Origin of the sequence: Pantoea pleuroti (assembly GCF_014156615.1) — a bacterium.
Lineage (GTDB): Bacteria > Pseudomonadota > Gammaproteobacteria > Enterobacterales > Enterobacteriaceae > Pantoea > Pantoea agglomerans.
Genome location: NZ_SBFD01000001.1, coordinates 647,107 through 663,163 on the forward strand (window position 1 = coordinate 647,107; position 16,057 = coordinate 663,163).

General features: G+C 54.9%; 12 protein-coding genes and 1 other RNA gene. 4 read left to right on the top strand and 9 right to left on the bottom strand.

Annotated elements, in window-relative coordinates; translation table 11 throughout:
• Positions 1 to 42: 42 nt before the first annotated feature.
• From EPG66_RS03190 to sufA, 7 genes are read right to left on the bottom strand one after another with little or no spacing between them, the layout of a single operon-like run.
• Positions 43 to 1,068, bottom strand: a complete 1,026-nt coding sequence (locus EPG66_RS03190; protein WP_083068161.1) for a L,D-transpeptidase family protein — start codon at positions 1,066 to 1,068, stop codon at positions 43 to 45.
• Between the two features lie 56 nt (positions 1,069 to 1,124).
• Positions 1,125 to 1,541 (bottom strand): cysteine desulfuration protein SufE, encoded by a 417-nt coding sequence (sufE, locus tag EPG66_RS03195; RefSeq protein WP_182685944.1) that lies wholly within the window; start codon positions 1,539 to 1,541, stop codon positions 1,125 to 1,127.
• 21 nt (positions 1,542 to 1,562) lie between these two features.
• Positions 1,563 to 2,786, bottom strand: coding sequence for a cysteine desulfurase SufS (gene sufS / locus EPG66_RS03200; RefSeq protein ID WP_182686037.1), 1,224 nt, complete (start codon positions 2,784 to 2,786; stop codon positions 1,563 to 1,565).
• Positions 2,786 to 4,066 carry a Fe-S cluster assembly protein SufD gene (gene sufD / locus EPG66_RS03205; RefSeq protein WP_039391819.1) on the bottom strand — a complete coding sequence of 427 codons (1,281 nt, stop codon included), beginning with the start codon at positions 4,064 to 4,066 and terminating at the stop codon, positions 2,786 to 2,788. The genes sufS and sufD overlap by 1 nt, the downstream gene beginning before the upstream one ends.
• Positions 4,041 to 4,787, bottom strand: a complete 747-nt coding sequence (sufC, locus tag EPG66_RS03210) for a Fe-S cluster assembly ATPase SufC (RefSeq protein WP_010245631.1) — start codon at positions 4,785 to 4,787, stop codon at positions 4,041 to 4,043. Before sufC ends, sufD begins: the two co-directional genes overlap by 26 nt.
• 42 nt (positions 4,788 to 4,829) lie before the next feature.
• Entirely contained in the window at positions 4,830 to 6,323 is a 1,494-nt protein-coding gene (gene sufB, locus EPG66_RS03215; RefSeq protein ID WP_003853227.1) for a Fe-S cluster assembly protein SufB, read from the bottom strand.
• Positions 6,324 to 6,330: 7 nt separating this feature from the next.
• Complete coding sequence (gene sufA / locus EPG66_RS03220; protein WP_010245637.1) at positions 6,331 to 6,705, bottom strand: Fe-S cluster assembly scaffold SufA; 375 nt, start codon at positions 6,703 to 6,705, stop codon at positions 6,331 to 6,333.
• A gap of 388 nt (positions 6,706 to 7,093) precedes the next feature.
• On the opposite strand from sufA, the gene EPG66_RS03225 reads away from it, so the two are divergent.
• The gene (locus EPG66_RS03225; protein ID WP_031590472.1) at positions 7,094 to 7,498 is read left to right on the top strand and encodes a hypothetical protein; all 405 of its coding nucleotides are present in this window, start codon (positions 7,094 to 7,096) and stop codon (positions 7,496 to 7,498) included.
• A gap of 33 nt (positions 7,499 to 7,531) precedes the next feature.
• Here the strand turns inward: EPG66_RS03225 and ydiJ are convergent, their stop codons facing one another.
• Positions 7,532 to 10,585, bottom strand: a complete 3,054-nt coding sequence (gene ydiJ, locus EPG66_RS03230) for a D-2-hydroxyglutarate dehydrogenase YdiJ (protein ID WP_031590473.1) — start codon at positions 10,583 to 10,585, stop codon at positions 7,532 to 7,534.
• Between the two features lie 205 nt (positions 10,586 to 10,790).
• Here ydiJ and ydiK point away from each other — a divergent pair, with 205 nt between their 5' ends.
• On the top strand, positions 10,791 to 11,909 hold the full coding sequence (gene ydiK, locus EPG66_RS03235; protein WP_423210982.1) for an AI-2E family transporter YdiK: 1,119 nt from the start codon (positions 10,791 to 10,793) through the stop codon (positions 11,907 to 11,909).
• A 292-nt stretch (positions 11,910 to 12,201) separates the two neighbouring features.
• An RNA gene (gene rprA / locus EPG66_RS03240) (antisense sRNA RprA) lies at positions 12,202 to 12,309 on the top strand.
• 69 nt (positions 12,310 to 12,378) lie between these two features.
• On the opposite strand, the gene ppsA is transcribed toward rprA, so the two are convergent.
• Positions 12,379 to 14,763, bottom strand: coding sequence for a phosphoenolpyruvate synthase (ppsA, locus tag EPG66_RS03245; protein WP_010245649.1), 2,385 nt, complete (start codon positions 14,761 to 14,763; stop codon positions 12,379 to 12,381).
• Between the two features lie 438 nt (positions 14,764 to 15,201).
• Here ppsA and ppsR point away from each other — a divergent pair, with 438 nt between their 5' ends.
• A complete protein-coding gene (gene ppsR, locus EPG66_RS03250) occupies positions 15,202 to 16,029 on the top strand; it encodes a posphoenolpyruvate synthetase regulatory kinase/phosphorylase PpsR (protein ID WP_010245652.1) in 828 nt (275 codons plus the stop codon).
• Positions 16,030 to 16,057: the final 28 nt, after the last annotated feature.

Here is a 16,057-nt window from a genome sequence, read left to right on the forward strand (position 1 = left end):
TTTTTTGCTCCGAATTCAGTGCCCTCAAGGGCACTTATCCGGTCAGGGCTGAACCGCGTTACCCTCAGCCTGTGCCACCGGGCTATCAGCCCCCACAGATGCACTCTCCAGCCCCGCAGGCGGCACGGTATCACTCTGCACCGGCTCCCCACTGCTGACCAGCACAGGCATGCCTGAGCGTCGTGCTAAGCTGGCTTTAATCAGCGCGCTATCACTCTTCTCACTTTTCATAAACTGCTTCACTCCGGCAGTGAGTGCAATCGGCATGGTCTGCGGATCGTCCTTGTCGTTGCGTGACAGCGGCTGATGCACTTCCACGTAGCGTTTCCCATCCGGCTCTACAGCGTATTTCACCGGCTGATTGATGATCTGTACCCGCGTCCCTTTCGGAGCTGAATTAAACAGCGCTTCGATATCTTCTGAACGCAGACGGATGCAGCCTGAACTGACGCGCATGCCGATGCCGAATTTCGCATTAGTGCCATGGATCAGATATTGGCCGGTGCCGCGCGCCAGACGCATGGCAAACTGCCCCATCGGGTTATCCGGTCCGGCGGGGACTACGCCAGGCAGCGTGATGCCCTCTTTGGCGTAGCGTTTGCGGATGTTCGCCGTGGGCGTCCAGGTAGGATTAGGGATCTTCTGGCTGATCTGCGTCACCATCACTGGCGTGGCCGCACCCAGCTGGCCAATGCCGATGGGATAGACAATGACCTTATCCTCCCCTTTGGGGTAGTAGTAGAGACGCAGCTCGGCCAGATTCACCACAATCCCTTCGCGCGGCGTATCGGGCAGGATCATCTGCAGTGGAACCGTCAGCTGGGTGCCCGCTTTGGGCAGCCAGGGATCGGTACCGGGATTCGCCTCCAGCATGCTCAGCAGGCCGACCTGGTAGCGCGCCGCAATCGCTTCCAGCGGTTGTTTATTGTCAGGAACCTGAGTCAGGACGTTTTCGCCAATCAGGCGACTGTCAGGTGGTGGCAGCGGATATTCGGTGGCGAACGCGGATGCAGAGAGCCCAAAGCAGGTCAGCAGCAATGCACCGGCTAAACGTAAAGCAGGTTTCATGCAATTTTCTCGTCAGATAAAAAAACAGACGCCGGATGGCGTCTGTGGAGTGTAACTTAGCTGAGGTTCTGAGCGGTATGGCGAATAGACCGAATCATCGCCTCCAGCCCCTGCGACCGGGTGGGCGTCAGGTGCTGCATCAGTGCCAGTTCGCCAAACCAGTGGCGCACATCCAGCGCCAGGATATCGGCGGGCGGCAGGTTCTGATAGAGGCTAAATACGATAGCAATCAGTCCTTTAACGATAGCGGCATCGCTGTCGCCTTCAAACGCAATGGAACCATCCGCCTTCGGGGTCATTCTGATCCACACCTGACTCTGACAACCCGAAATCACGTTCTCCGGCTGGTGTAAGGTTTCAGAAGATTCCGGAAGCTTTGAACCCAGCTCAATAATGTAGAGGTACTTCTCTTCCCAGTTGGCGCAACGGTTGAAGTTGCGAACCAGTTTCTCTTTTTCAGGCAAATTCGCCATCAGTGACTCCGTTAAAACTGTTCAGCCGCCCAGCAGACGATGAATGCGCGTCAAACCGGCAGCCAGACGATCCACTTCCTCTTCACTGTTGTAGAACGTGAAGGAGGCACGGCACATCGCCGGTACATTGTAATGCTGCATCAGCGGCATCGCGCAGTGATGCCCGGTGCGGATGGCAATGCCATATTGATCCAGGAAGCTGCCGACGTCGTAGGCGTGGTGTTTACCGAGATTGAAGGCGATAACGCCAGCTCGTGACTGTGGCCCGTAGATCTGAATATCCGGAACGGTACCCAGCTTATCGAGCGCATAGTTCATCAGTGCCGTCTCGCGCTGATGAATCGTATCCAGTCCCAGCGCCTGCACATAGGCCATTGCCGCACCGAAGCCGATAATGCCGCCGGTATTCGGCGTACCCGCTTCAAAGCGCCACGGCGCACTGTTCCAGGTGGTGCCGGTGGGCAGCAGGACGCGCTCAATCATTGAACCGCCCCCTTCCCATGGTGGCATCTCTTCCAGCAGCGCTTTGCGGCCGTAGAGAATACCCACGCCGTTCGGGCCATAGAGTTTATGGCTGGAGAAGGCGTAGAAGTCGCAGCCGATATCCTGCACATCAACCTTGTCATGCATCACCGCCTGGGCACCATCCACCAGCGTTACCACGCCAGCGGCTTTTGCCTGAGCAACGATCGCTTTAACCGGGTTAACCGTGCCGAGCACATTTGAAACATGCGTCACCGCCAGCAACCGCGTACGGCTGTCGATCAGCCCCGCCAGTTGCTCCAGCGCCAGCTCACCGTTGTCATTTAATGGCAGGACCCGCACTTCTGCGCCGGTGCGCTGGGCCAGCATCTGCCATGGAACGATATTGGCGTGATGCTCCATCTCAGTGATGATCAGGTTATCGCCAGCCTGGAGGTTACTGCTGCCCCAGGTGTTCGCCACCAGATTGATGCCTTCGGTGGTGCCTTTAACGAAGACAATCTCTTCCTGTGACTGCGCATTGATAAAACGGGCAGCCTGATCGCGCACGTTCTCCATGTCGCTGGTCGCCTGCTGGCTCAGCGTATGGATACCACGATGCACGGCCGCATAGCCGTGCTGATAGAAATGACTCTCGGCGTTAATCACCGAGAGTGGACGCTGTGCGCTGGCCGCACTGTCAAGATAGGCCAGCGGATGACCGTTGACCTCACGCTTCAGGATAGGAAAATCAGCCCTGACGCGTTCGAGATCGAAGTTCATCATATGTCGCCTCCGGGAAAACGTTGCGCGATACGCTGCAGCACGGCCTGACGCATCACCTCATTTTCCAGTGTCTCGGTCAGTTCTGCGGCAAACGCATGAATAATCATGGTCTGCGCAGCATCCTGCTCAATACCGCGCGAACGCAGGTAGAACATCTGCTCATCATCAATACGACCGATGGTGGCACCGTGGCTGCACTTGACGTCATCCGCATAAATTTCCAGCTGCGGTTTGGTATCGACTTCTGAGAGCTTGCCCAGCAACAGGTTGTTGTTGGTCATCTGCCCGTCGGTCTTCAGCGCATGCTGTGCCACTTTAATGTGGCCGTTAAACACCGCACGGCCTTTATCGCGCACGATGGTTTTATGCATCTGGCGGCTGACGCAGTGGCCCTTGTTGTGCTCCAGGTAAGTACGGGTATCCGCCACTTCCTGTTTCACCGGCAGCACCAGGCTATTGATCGCCAGCGTAGTGTTTTCGCCGTTCAGCTGGGTACTGGTGTTGTGACGCGACAGCCCGGCACCCAGCAGGAAGCTGGTGCTGCTGACCTGACCATCGTTGCCAATGACCAGATCGTTATGCGCAAAGTGATAGCTGGCGCTGCTTTCAAAGGCCAGCTTCGTGTGCGTCAGTTTTGCATTGTCGCCTACCGCAAAGGTAAAGCGCGTGCCGGTGAAATGGGCGCGCTCATCCAGTGAAACGTAGTGCTCAATCACTTCCGCTTCGGCACTCTCTTCCAGCTGCAGGTGATGACGATAGTGAACCGTGTTCATACCCGTCTGCTGACCGCTGGTGATATGCAGCAGATAGACCGGACGCGCAGCGGATTTACCGCGCGCCAGACGCAGGGTCGTCACCTCTTCTGCCAGACTCTCAGTCAGATGCAGAAAGACTTCAGGCTGAACCGCAGCAGGCAGCGGACGGCGCTCGGCGGCCACGCTGTGCTGAACCTCAAACAGATCGCAGTCGCGACTGCTGAAGGCTGGCTGGAACTGACCGTCAACATAGACCAGACGGATCGCATCCAGCGGCAGCGCGAGTGCATCAACCTGTTCAGCGCTCAGGGTCTGCGGCGCGTCAGGCAGTACAAACTGCTGAGACAGTAAGGTGTCCAGCGGCGTGTACTTCCAGTTTTCGTGCTTGCGGGTTGGCAGGCCAACGCGCATCAGTTGCTGCCAGTGCTGCTGTGCCTGCAGAGAACGCACGTCGCCACGCGACTCAAACAGGTGATGCCACTGTTGCAGCGCAGAATCACTCTTCGTCGGTAAGCCAGCCATAACCTTGCTCCTCCAGCTGTTTCACCAGCGAGAAGTCGCCAGATTTCACGATTTTGCCCTGATACAGAACATGAACGAAGTCTGGCTTGATGTAATCCAGAATACGCTGGTAGTGGGTCACGATGATAAAGGCACGTTTTTCGTCGCGCAGGCTGTTTACGCCATTCGCCACGATTTTCAGCGCATCGATATCCAGGCCTGAGTCGGTCTCATCCAGGATGCAGAGCTCCGGCTCCAGCGCCGCCATCTGCAGGATGTCGTTACGCTTCTTCTCACCGCCGGAGAAGCCGACGTTGACTGAGCGGGTCAGCAGATCTGCCGGCATCTTCAGCAGCTCAATTTTCTCTTCAATGAAGTCCTGGAAATCGAAGCGATCCAGCTCTTCCTGCTGACGATATTTGCGTACCGCATTGACCGAGGTCTGTAAAAAGAACTGGTTGCTGACGCCCGGAATTTCTACCGGATACTGGAATGCCATAAAGATGCCTTCACCGGCGCGCTCTTCAGGGGCCAGTTCCAGCAGATCTTTACCTTTGAAGCTGACCGAACCGCCGGTCACTTCATAATCTTCACGGCCTGCCAGCGTCGCTGACAGGGTACTTTTACCTGAGCCGTTCGGGCCCATGATGGCATGCACTTCGCCGGGTTTTATTTCGAGATTCAGGCCACGCAGAATGGCTTTATCTTCAACACTGACCTGCAAATCTTTAATGCTTAACATACTTATTCCTTCACATTGCTTCCGGCAACGCGTGTGACGGCATCAGCCCACACTGTGCTCAAGGCTGATGGCTAACAATTTCTGGGCTTCCACAGCAAATTCCAGTGGCAGCTCCGAGAATACGTCTTTACAGAAGCCGTTCACGATCATCGAGATGGCGTCTTCTTCACTGATACCGCGTTGCAGACAGTAGAACATCTGATCTTCGCCGATACGTGATGTCGTGGCTTCATGCTCAAGCTGAGCGGTATTGTTGCGGGTTTCCACATACGGGAAAGTATGTGCGCCGCAATCAGGACCGATCAGCATCGAGTCACACTGCGTAAAGTTACGGGCATTGGTCGCGGTTGGCATGATTTTCACCAGCCCGCGATAGGTGTTCTGACTTTTACCGGCCGAAATCCCTTTAGAGATAATGGTCGATTTGGTGTTTTTACCAATGTGGATCATCTTGGTGCCGGTATCGGCCTGCTGACGACCGCTGGTCAGTGCCACTGAGTAGAATTCACCCACTGAATAGTCCCCGCGCAGAATGCAGCTTGGGTATTTCCAGGTGATAGCAGAGCCGGTTTCAGACTGTGTCCAGGACATCTTACTGTGGTCACCTTCACACAGCGCACGCTTGGTCACGAAGTTCAGGATACCCCCCTCACCTTCGCCACCCGGGAACCAGTTCTGAACGGTCGAATATTTCACTTCGGCATTTTTGTGGATGATGACTTCCACCACGGCCGCGTGCAGCTGGTAGGTGTCACGCACTGGCGCTGAACAGCCTTCGATGTAGCTGACGTAGCTGTCTTCATCGGCAATCAGAATGGTGCGTTCGAACTGACCGGTTTTCGCTGCGTTGATGCGGAAATAGGTCGACAACTCCATCGGGCAACGCACCCCTTTCGGGATATAAACGAAGGTGCCGTCAGAGGCGACCGCCGAGTTCAGCGCCGCAAAGAAGTTATCGTTCGCCGGAACAACCGTGCCGAGATACTGCTTCACCAGCTCCGGGTGCTCCTGGATCGCTTCGCCAAAGGAACAGAAGATAATCCCCTGCTCCGCCAGCTTGCCGCGATAGGTGGTCGCCACCGAAACGGAGTCAAAAATGGCATCAACCGCCACTTCACGGCCTTCACGCACCGGGACACCCAGCTGATTAAAGGCGTTTTCCACTTCCTGCGTCAGATAATCGCTGGCTGGCGCGCTGCCTGAAGCCTGCATTGCACCGGGTTCTGACGCGCAGCTGTCATCACAGTTGCCGCAGGAAGGCGCGGAGTAGTAGCTGTAATCCTGGTAGTCGAGTTTTTCGTAGTGCGCTTTCAGCCAGTGTGGCTCTTCCATTTCAAGCCAGGCACGAAACGCTTTAAGACGAAACTCCAGCATCCACTCTGGCTCGTTACGCTTGGCCGAGATCGCCCGCACCACATCTTCGTTGATGCCGTTGGCAAATTCTTCGGTTTGCAGTTGGGTAAAGAAGCCCTCTTTATAGTTGAGCTTGCCTTCCCAGATTTGTACATCGTCAGATGTTTCGCTGTGTCGTGACATATTTCACTTACTCGACGCCAAAGCTCTCACCGCACCCGCAGGCGTGCTGAGCTTTAGGGTTATTGAATTTAAAAATCTGATTCAGGCCTTCACGAACGTAGTCCAGTTCGGTGCCATCAACGAATGGCATCGCCTGTAGCGGCACAAACAGCGTTGCGCCATGGAATGAGAACTGCAAATCATCCTCGACTGGCTCTTTCACCAGATCCATGACGTAACCAAAACCGGCGCAGCCGGATTGTTTTACGCCAAGCCGCAGACCCTTGACATCGGGGTCCTGAGCCGCCAGATTGAGAATTTGTTGCGCTGCGGTTTCAGTCAGCGTCAGCCCTTTCCAGACAAAATCGTCGGGTGAGAAAGAGTCTGTATTAACGGATGCCATGTTGATACCTCTTGAGTCCGGACCTTTTCAGGCTATCCCCCTATGGTAGTGATCTGACCAATCACTTCAACCTCTTGTTTTGCAGGGATAATCATCTTGTGCGGTTTTATTTGCTTAATTATTAAGCATAGCCTCTTCAGCTCACCTTGTGGTGAGAGCGTCAGCATAAATAAGCCAGTGTTAACCTATTAATAAATCACTCTTTTTTAAATAACCATTTTTGATAAAAATGCTTATTGATAGGTTACGCCTTTCTGCGATGTAAACAGATTGTTATTTCCGATTATACCGACAGGCAGGATAAATCGATAAATTTTTCTGCCCGCCAATTGCAATCACAGCCCAATTGAATATGATAATTATTATCATTCACATTCAGGGTGGCGTTATGACGCTTTCTGTCTCAGCCTGGCTGCAGCACAAAATCGACGAATATCAGTTTGCGGTGCGTGATATCACCGTCGACTTTTATATGGCGCAGGCAAAGCTCGACCGGGCCGACTGCTCGATTCATCAGCTACGTCAGTTTAACGATGCCTGTCAGGATATGGCAGAAATCTGCCAGTTGAACGGTGACGACCAGAGTTACCTGCATGCCATGGGTAAACTGCATCACCGACTGGTGCAGGAGATGGGAAACAGCGATCGCGATCGCCTGTTTCGCCTTCAGGCTTATCAACTGGCGCGATTGTCCCTGACCCGCCTCTGCCATCAACTGGCAATGGTCGGGGAGTGGAACCAGGCCACTGCGTTGCAAAGTGACTTTATGCGTCACGCAGGCTGGATATTCTAATCCAGCCAGGCCGTGACGTCGCGCACAATTTTTTTACATTAGCTCTAACAATGCCTGAAGCGGATGACGCATTCCGTTGCCCTCTACACGTTTGACCTGACTGCGGCACGAATAGCCGGTGGCCAGGCAGCGCTGGCGTGGCAGTCGCTGAAGCTGGGGATGCCAGGAGAGCGCGTAGATCCCCAGCGAGTTTTCTAGGTTCTTACTTTCGTGACCGTAGGTGCCTGCCATACCGCAGCAGCCAACATTGATGTTTTCCAGCTTCGCGCCAAAACGGGAGAAGATCGCCTGCCACTGATTCGGCGTGGAGGGCAGCGCGGTCACCTCGGTGCAGTGTGCAAACAGATACCAGGATTCTCCGCCCGCGACCTGCACGTCACGCCCGGCCAGTGCACGCTCTAACCACTCATGTACCAGCAGGACGTTAAAGTCGCCGCGTGATTCGCCCAGCGTCTGACGATACTCATCGCGATAGCAGAGCACCGTAGCCGGATCGACACCGACCATGGGCAACCCCAGTTTTGCCACCCGATTCAGGAAATCGGCGGTGCGGGACGCCGTGCGGGCGAAACGTTGCAGGAAGCCTTTCACATGTTGCGCTTTGCCATTTGGTGAGAATGGCAGGAGCACGGGCCGGTAGCCCAGTTTCTCAATCAGCCTGACAAAATCGTTAACCAGCTGCGCCTCATAGAAGCTGGTAAAGGGATCCTGCACCACCAGCACACAGTTTGCGCGTTCAGCGGCTGACACCCCTTCCAGCTGCTCCAGCGTCATGTTCATGGCGGGATGACCACTGAGTTGCTGTTTCAGATTAGGGGCCGAAAGCAGCGGCAGATCGACCATACCAATATGGGTTTTACTTATCTCTTTCAGCCACGGCTGGCGCAGGAAGAAGTTAAATACTTTCGGTGCTTTCGCCATCAGCGGCGCATAGCCCTCTACTGCTGCCACCAGGTGATCGCTGACCGGACGCAGATACCGGGTGTGGTAGAGCTGTAAGAAGCGCGAGCGGAAAGCGGGCACGTCAATTTTAATCGGACACTGGGTAGAGCAGGCTTTACAGGCCAGACAGCCCGACATCGCCTCTTTCACCTCGTGCGAGAAGTCATACTCCCCTTTGCTGGCGTGCCAGCTATTGCGGGTGCGGGCAATCAGGGCGCGAAGCGACAGTCGATTTTCAGGCAGCTGCTTTTCCAGGGTTAGCGGATCGACGCCCTGCCCGGCCAGCAGCCGCAGCCACTCCCGCGTCAGCGTTGCCCGCCCTTTGGGCGAGTGAATGCGGTTGCGGGTGATTTTCATGGAGGGACACATCGGGCTGCGGGCATCAAAGTTAAAACATAACCCGTTGCCGTTACACTCCATGGCGCCACGCCATTCATCCCGGACCGTTAACGGAATCTGACGATCATAGGTTCCGCGCTTCACCGCATCGACCTGCATCATTTCATCATTACTGTTGAATGGCGTACAGATCTTGCCCGGATTCAGGCGATTGAGCGGATCAAAGGCCGCTTTGATGCGGCGCAATTCGTTAAACAGCGTCTCACCGAAGAATGCCGGACTGTACTGGGCACGGAACCCTTTGCCATGTTCACCCCACAGCAGGCCACCATAGCGCGCTGTCAGCGCTACGACTTCGTCGGAGATCTGTTTCATCATCATCTCCTGCTGCGGATCGCACATATCCAGCGCCGGACGCACATGCAGGACGCCTGCATCGACGTGACCAAACATGCCGTAGCTCAGCCCGTGGCTATCCAGCAGCGCGCGAAACTCGACGATGTAGTCCGCCAGTTTTTCCGGCGGGACCGCGGTATCTTCCACAAAGGGAATCGGTTTAGCCCGGCCTTTGGCATTTCCCAACAGACCCACCGCTTTTTTACGCATGTTATAGATGCGTTCAATGCCATCCAGGTCGTTACAGAACTGATAGCCAATCACGCCGCCCTGCTGCTGTGCCATCAGTGCGTCAAGGCGGCCACAAAGCTGTTCAATCTGCTGATCGATCAGCGCGGCGTTGTCACCCGCAAACTCAACAATATTCAGACCCAGCATCTCTTTGTCGGGTACATCGGCGATCAATTCGCGCACTGAGTGCCAGACAATGTCTTCGCGTGCCAGGTTCAGCACCTTTGAGTCAACGGTCTCTACCGAGAGCGCCTGCGCTTCCACCATAAACGGCGCATTGCGCAGGGCTGAGTCAAAGGAGTCATATTTGATATTTACCAGTCGCCGCACTTTAGGCAGCGGCGTGATATCAAGCCGCGCTTCCGTGACGAAGGCCAGCGTGCCCTCTGCTCCGCACAGCAGGCGCGTCAGGTCAAAGGTCTGCATATCGTCGCTGAAGACATGGCGCAGGTCATATCCGGTCAGGAACCGATTCAGCTTTGGAAACTTTTCCAGAATCAGCGCACGATGCTCGCGGCAGCGCGTCAGCACCTGCTGATAGAGCCGGCCTTCGGGAGTTGCCGTCTGCGCCAGGGTTTCAGCCAGCGCGGTGGCCATTGGCCGCGTATCAAGGATATCGCCGCCCAGCAGCACGGCGCGCAGGCCCAGCACATGGTCCGAGGTTTTGCCATAGACCAGCGAGCCCTGGCCGGACGCATCGGTATTAATCATGCCGCCCAGCGTGGCACGGTTACTGGTGGATAACTCCGGCGAGAAGAAAAAGCCGAATGGCTTCAGCCAGGCATTAAGCTGATCTTTGATCACCCCCGCTTCAACGCGCACCCACCCCTCATCCGTATTGATCTCCAGGATGCGGTTCATGTAGCGCGACATATCCACCACAATCCCCTGATTCAGCGACTGACCGTTGGTGCCGGTACCGCCGCCGCGCGGGGTAAATACCAGACTGGCAAAGCGCGCTTCTCCGGCCACACGGGCGAGCAGCGCAACATCCGCAGTCGAGCGCGGAAAGAGCGCCGCGTCGGGCAGCAATTGATAGATACTGTTATCGGTGGAGAGTGAAAGACGATCGGCATAGCTGGTTGCCATGTCACCGGTAAAACCCTGCTCTTTCAACGACTCAAGGAACGTCAGCACCAGTTGAACGAGGCCCGGTGCCTGCGAAATCTGTGGGATCATGATTGTCTGACCGAAGGTGTTGTAAACGTTTGCGTTTATAGATTAGCGATTTCTCGTTTTATCATATTTTTCCTGCGCCTGCCCTTTTTTCAGAAAAGGCAAAAACCTTTCTCCGCGACTCTGTTTAATCCTCAGCAAATAGATCATGATAAAAACGGGCATCCGAATGCCTGAAAATGAAGGATTAAGACGAGGTTATGAGTCAATGATGAAAAGCCAGTACCGGGATATGGATTTACCGCAAATACTCTTCACCCTGATGTTCATTCTGCTGCTTATTGTCGCCTGTTTATGGGTCGTGCAGCCGTTTATTCTGGGCTTTGCCTGGGCCAGCATGGTGGTGATTGCCACCTGGCCATTGATGCTGAAATTCCAGCGACTGTTATGGGGACGCCGTTCTCTGGCAGTGATCGTGATGACACTGCTGCTGCTGCTGCTGTTTATTATCCCTATCGCCCTGCTGGTCAGCAGCCTGATTGATAACAGCGCGCCGGTGATTGCCTGGGTTACTCAGGGGCATATGATGCCGCGACTGTTATGGCTCAACGATGTACCGATGGTCGGCAAGAAGCTTTATGTCAGTTATGACACGCTGGTGGCGAGCGGCGGTGCCGGCGTCATGGCCAAAATACAGCCCTATATCGGCCGTACCACCGGCTTTTTTGTCGCACAGGCCGGTCATTTCGGACGCTTTATGATCCATCTGGGCGTGATGTTACTGTTCAGCGTGCTGCTTTACTGGCGTGGCGAACAGGCTGCCCAGGGCATTCGTCACTTTGCTTTCCGCATGGCGGGACGCCGCGGTGATGCCGCCGTACTGCTGGCGGCGCAGTCCATTCGTGCCGTGGCGCTTGGCGTAGTGGTGACGGCGCTGGTGCAGGGCGTGCTGGGCGGTATCGGTCTGGCGATCTCCGGCATTCCCTATTCCACGCTGTTGACGGTACTGATGATCCTCTGCTGCCTGGTACAGCTCGGCCCGCTGCTGGTGCTGGTCCCCGCCATTATCTACCTCTACTGGAGCGGAGATACGACATGGGGAACGGTGCTGCTGGTCTGGAGCTGTGTTGTCGGCACAATGGATAACGTGCTGCGACCGATGCTGATCCGTATGGGTGCCGATCTGCCGATGATCCTGATTCTTTCTGGTGTTATTGGTGGACTGTTTGCGTTCGGGATGATTGGTCTGTTTATCGGGCCGGTGGTTCTGGCGGTCTCCTACCGTCTGGTTTCCGTCTGGGTTCACGAAGCGCCTGCCCCCGATAGTGACCAACTGGCCGTGGCTGATGCCCTGGCCGATCACGATGATATCCCGCCTGCTGCATGATGGGGTGCAATAACCCGTTACACCGCTACCACCCATAAGCATTGATTAGTGCGGTTAATGATGATTAACCGCACCCCTTCTCTCAGATCAGATAAATTCCATTTTTCATTAGCGCTTTTTAAGAAAAAAGCCATCTTTGGCCTGAAAGTGACCTTTTCGGGCCAAAAAAGATTACTTTCTGCACTGTTTCTTAAGCCAAATGGCGAAGTAAAGGTCACAAAAGATTATTGGCTTTAAACTAATAAGAGGATTCTTAAAGACGCCAGCCAGCCGTATGAATAACATGTTTCCTATGTTCGAAATCAACCTGATGATTTCCAGACAATCTCATTCCCCTGAGTAGACTAAAGAATTGCTGTGTGTAGTCTTTGCCCATCCCCTGTGATGGACTTTTTTTTTGCCTGAATCCGACCAGATATAAACAGAAAAGGCCCGCATAGCGGGCCCTGAAGAGTGCTAACAACCCGTATCAGGCTGTTTTATTTAACTGCGCCAGACTCACCCAGGTCTCCACCACAGTGTCCGGGTTCAGTGACAGACTGTCGATGCCCTCTTCCATCAGCCATGCGGCAAAATCCTGATGGTCTGACGGCCCCTGCCCACAGATTCCGACATATTTCCCCTTCTGCTTCGCAGCCCTTATCGCCATTGAAAGCAGCATCTTCACAGCCTCGTTACGCTCGTCAAACAGCGCGGAGACGACGCCAGAGTCGCGGTCCAGCCCCAGCGTCAGCTGAGTCATGTCGTTTGAGCCAATAGAGAAGCCATCGAAGTGCTCCAGGAACTGATCCGCCAGCAGGGCATTGGATGGGATCTCACACATCATAATGATCTTCAGCCCGTTCTCGCCGCGCTTCAGTCCCTGACGCCCCAGCTCTTCCACCACGGCCTTCGCCTGCTCAACGGTGCGCACAAAGGGAACCATAATCTCGACGTTTGTCAGGCCCATCTCGTTGCGAACACGTTTCACCGCTTCGCACTCCAGCGCAAAGCAGTCCCGGAAGCTGTCAGCGACATAGCGACCCGCACCCCGGAATCCCAGCATCGGGTTTTCCTCTTCTGGCTCGTAGCGTTCACCACCCACCAGGTTGGCATATTCATTGGTTTTAAAGTCAGAAAGTCGGACAATTACGCGTTTCGGCGCAAAAGCCGCGCCAAGCGTAGCAATTCCTTCAGTCAGGCGAGCAATATAAAACTCCACCGGATCATCAAATCCTTTCATCATTTTACGGATCTGCTGCTGCAGTTCCGGCGTCTGTTGGTCAAACTCCAGCAGCGCTTTAGGGTGGACGCCGATCATACGGTTAATGATAAATTCCAGCCGCGCCAGCCCCACGCCTTCGTTAGGCAGACAGGCGAAATCAAAGGCGCGATCGGGGTTGCCCACGTTCATCATGATCTTCAGCGGCAGTTCAGGCAGTGAATCGACCTGCGAACTGGTGACGTCGAAGTCGAGCAGTTGATCGTAGACGTAGCCGGTATCACCTTCGGCACATGAGACAGTGACGTTATGCCCCTCTTTCAGCCGGTCGGTGGCGTCACCACAGCCCACCACTGCCGGAATGCCCAGTTCACGCGCGATGATCGCCGCATGACAGGTCCGTCCGCCGCGGTTAGTTACAATCGCTGACGCCTTTTTCATGATCGGTTCCCAGTCCGGGTCGGTCATGTCGGTCACCAGCACATCGCCTTTTTCAATGCGGTTCATTTCGCTGATATCGTGGATGACCTTCACCACGCCTGCGCCAATACGATGACCGATAGCACGACCTTCCACGACAACGCTGCCCTGCCCCTGCAGCGTATAACGCTCCATGACCTGACCATTTGAGCGCACGGTTTCAGGGCGCGCCTGAACAATAAACAGTTTGCCGGTGTGCCCATCTTTGGCCCACTCAATATCCATCGGGCGCTGATAGTGCTGTTCAATCAGCACCGCCTGCTTCGCCAGCGCCTGCACTTCCTCATCGCTCAGGCAGAAACGGTCGCGTTCGGCCTCAGGCACATCTTCGATCCGCACCTGCTCGCCATGCGCCTGGGAATCGGCGTAGACCATGCGAACCTTTTTCGAGCCCATATTGCGGCGCACAATCGACGGACGATCGGCTGCCAGGGTTGGCTTGTGCACATAGAACTCATCCGGGTTAACGGCACCCTGCACCACCATTTCCCCCAGCCCCAGTGCGGCGGTGATAAAGACCACCTGATCAAAACCGGACTCGGTATCAATGGTGAACATCACACCCGAGGCGGCCAGGTCTGAACGCACCATGCGCTGTATTCCCGCAGAGAGCGCAACGCCACGATGGTCATAGCCCTGATGCACGCGGTAGGAGATAGCGCGGTCATTAAACAGCGAGGCGAAAACATGTTTTACCGCCACCATGACGGCGTCGATGCCCTGTACATTCAGGAAGGTTTCCTGCTGGCCGGCAAAAGAGGCGTCAGGCATATCTTCTGCGGTTGCAGAGGAGCGCACGGCAAACGACGCGGCATCATCATCCGCAGAAAGCTGCTTATAGGCGTCCAGAATGGCGGACTCCAGCTCGGGCAGGAACGGTGTCTCCACGACCCACTGACGAATCTGCTTACCCGCTTTTGCCAGCGCATCAACGTCATCAATGTCGGTCTCATCCAGCAGCGCGTAAATACGCTGATTCAGCCCGCTTTGATCGAGGAACAGGTTAAAAGCGTACGATGTGGTCGCGAAACCATTGGGCACGGAAACGCCCAGCGACGACAGATTAGTAATCATTTCACCCAGAGAGGCATTTTTGCCTCCCACCCGGTCAACATCATGCATGCCAAGCTGGTTATACCAGAGCACGAGTGGCTGTTCGCCTTTACTGGACATTGAGCTTATCCTTTATCAATTATCAATGAATGGACACAGGGAGTAATCTGTCTTCAGCCTGGCATATCACCCCCCCGATAACGATCTGTTGAATCGTTAAAGCAGAATTTCAGCCACAGTTTCGGAATTGTGAGCGCATTATTTTGCTGTTGCGCAAAGTCGCCTTTTTTCTCTAAATGATTGATGCGAAAGGAAATGGCAGATTTTCAGCCACTTAAGCATTCTGTTTTGTTGCGCAACAACTGCGTGGCTATTTGCGGCTTAACGACGGATTAAAAAAGAATTCTGGCTCAACGAACCCCTTTTTCATTTTTAGTATCGTGATGAAACGGCAGACAAATAATCCGGACAGACATTCCAGAAATTAAAATCAGAGATGATTTATTTAATCACATGGCCCATGCTGAACGCTCACTCTTGTCTGAGGCTGATTTCGTTATGACAACTGACAGAAGCGTTTTTTATATCTCCGATGGTACGGCCATTACGGCTGAGGTGCTGGGTCATGCGGTGCTGTCGCAGTTTCCGGTCAATATCACCAGCCTGACGCTGCCGTTTGTGGAAAATGTTCAGCGGGCGCTGGCGGTTAAAGCCCAGATTAACGCGCTCTATCAGCAAAGCGGCGTCCGGCCGCTGGTCTTTTTCTCCATCGTGACGCCGGAAGTGCGCGACATCATCGTACAGAGTGACGGCTTTTGTCAGGATATCGTCCAGGCGCTGGTCGCCCCGCTTCAGCAGGAGCTGGGGCTATCGCCCGCGCCGGTGGCACACCGTACCCATGGACTGGATGCCAGTAATCTGGGTAAATATGACGCACGTATCGCGGCCATCGATTACACCCTGGCGCATGATGACGGCATCTCGCTGCGCGGGCTGGAAGATGCGCAGGTGATTCTGTTAGGCGTCTCGCGCTGTGGCAAAACACCCACCAGCCTCTATCTGGCGATGCAGTTTGGTATTCGCGCCGCCAACTATCCATTCATTGCCGACGATATGGATAACCTTAAACTCCCGCCCGCGCTGCGCGCGCATCAGAATAAACTGTTCGGGCTGACCATCGACCCGGAACGGCTGGCTGCGATACGTCAGGAGCGGGCGGAAAATACCCGTTACGCCTCGATGCGTCAGTGCCGGCTGGAGGTGGGCGAAGTGGAAGCGCTGTTTCGTACCCATCAAATCCGCTATCTCAACAGCACCAACTACTCGGTGGAGGAGATTGCGACCAAAATTCTCGACATTATGGGCCTGACTCGCCGCATGTACTGATGGGTAACCTGCGCTGAACTGTAAAGCG

What these genes read in the sequence shown, in the direction of transcription:
- EPG66_RS03190 (WP_083068161.1), bottom strand. Translation starts at nt 1,068, where the DNA reads ATGAAACCTGCTTTACGTTTAGCCGGTGCATTGCTGCTGACCTGCTTT.
- sufE (WP_182685944.1), bottom strand. Translation starts at nt 1,541, where the DNA reads ATGGCGAATTTGCCTGAAAAAGAGAAACTGGTTCGCAACTTCAACCGT.
- sufS (WP_182686037.1), bottom strand. Translation starts at nt 2,786, where the DNA reads ATGAACTTCGATCTCGAACGCGTCAGGGCTGATTTTCCTATCCTGAAG.
- sufD (WP_039391819.1), bottom strand. Translation starts at nt 4,066, where the DNA reads ATGGCTGGCTTACCGACGAAGAGTGATTCTGCGCTGCAACAGTGGCAT.
- sufC (WP_010245631.1), bottom strand. Translation starts at nt 4,787, where the DNA reads ATGTTAAGCATTAAAGATTTGCAGGTCAGTGTTGAAGATAAAGCCATT.
- sufB (WP_003853227.1), bottom strand. Translation starts at nt 6,323, where the DNA reads ATGTCACGACACAGCGAAACATCTGACGATGTACAAATCTGGGAAGGC.
- sufA (WP_010245637.1), bottom strand. Translation starts at nt 6,705, where the DNA reads ATGGCATCCGTTAATACAGACTCTTTCTCACCCGACGATTTTGTCTGG.
- EPG66_RS03225 (WP_031590472.1), top strand. Translation starts at nt 7,094, where the DNA reads ATGACGCTTTCTGTCTCAGCCTGGCTGCAGCACAAAATCGACGAATAT.
- ydiJ (WP_031590473.1), bottom strand. Translation starts at nt 10,585, where the DNA reads ATGATCCCACAGATTTCGCAGGCACCGGGCCTCGTTCAACTGGTGCTG.
- ydiK (WP_423210982.1), top strand. Translation starts at nt 10,791, where the DNA reads ATGATGAAAAGCCAGTACCGGGATATGGATTTACCGCAAATACTCTTC.
- ppsA (WP_010245649.1), bottom strand. Translation starts at nt 14,763, where the DNA reads ATGTCCAGTAAAGGCGAACAGCCACTCGTGCTCTGGTATAACCAGCTT.
- ppsR (WP_010245652.1), top strand. Translation starts at nt 15,202, where the DNA reads ATGACAACTGACAGAAGCGTTTTTTATATCTCCGATGGTACGGCCATT.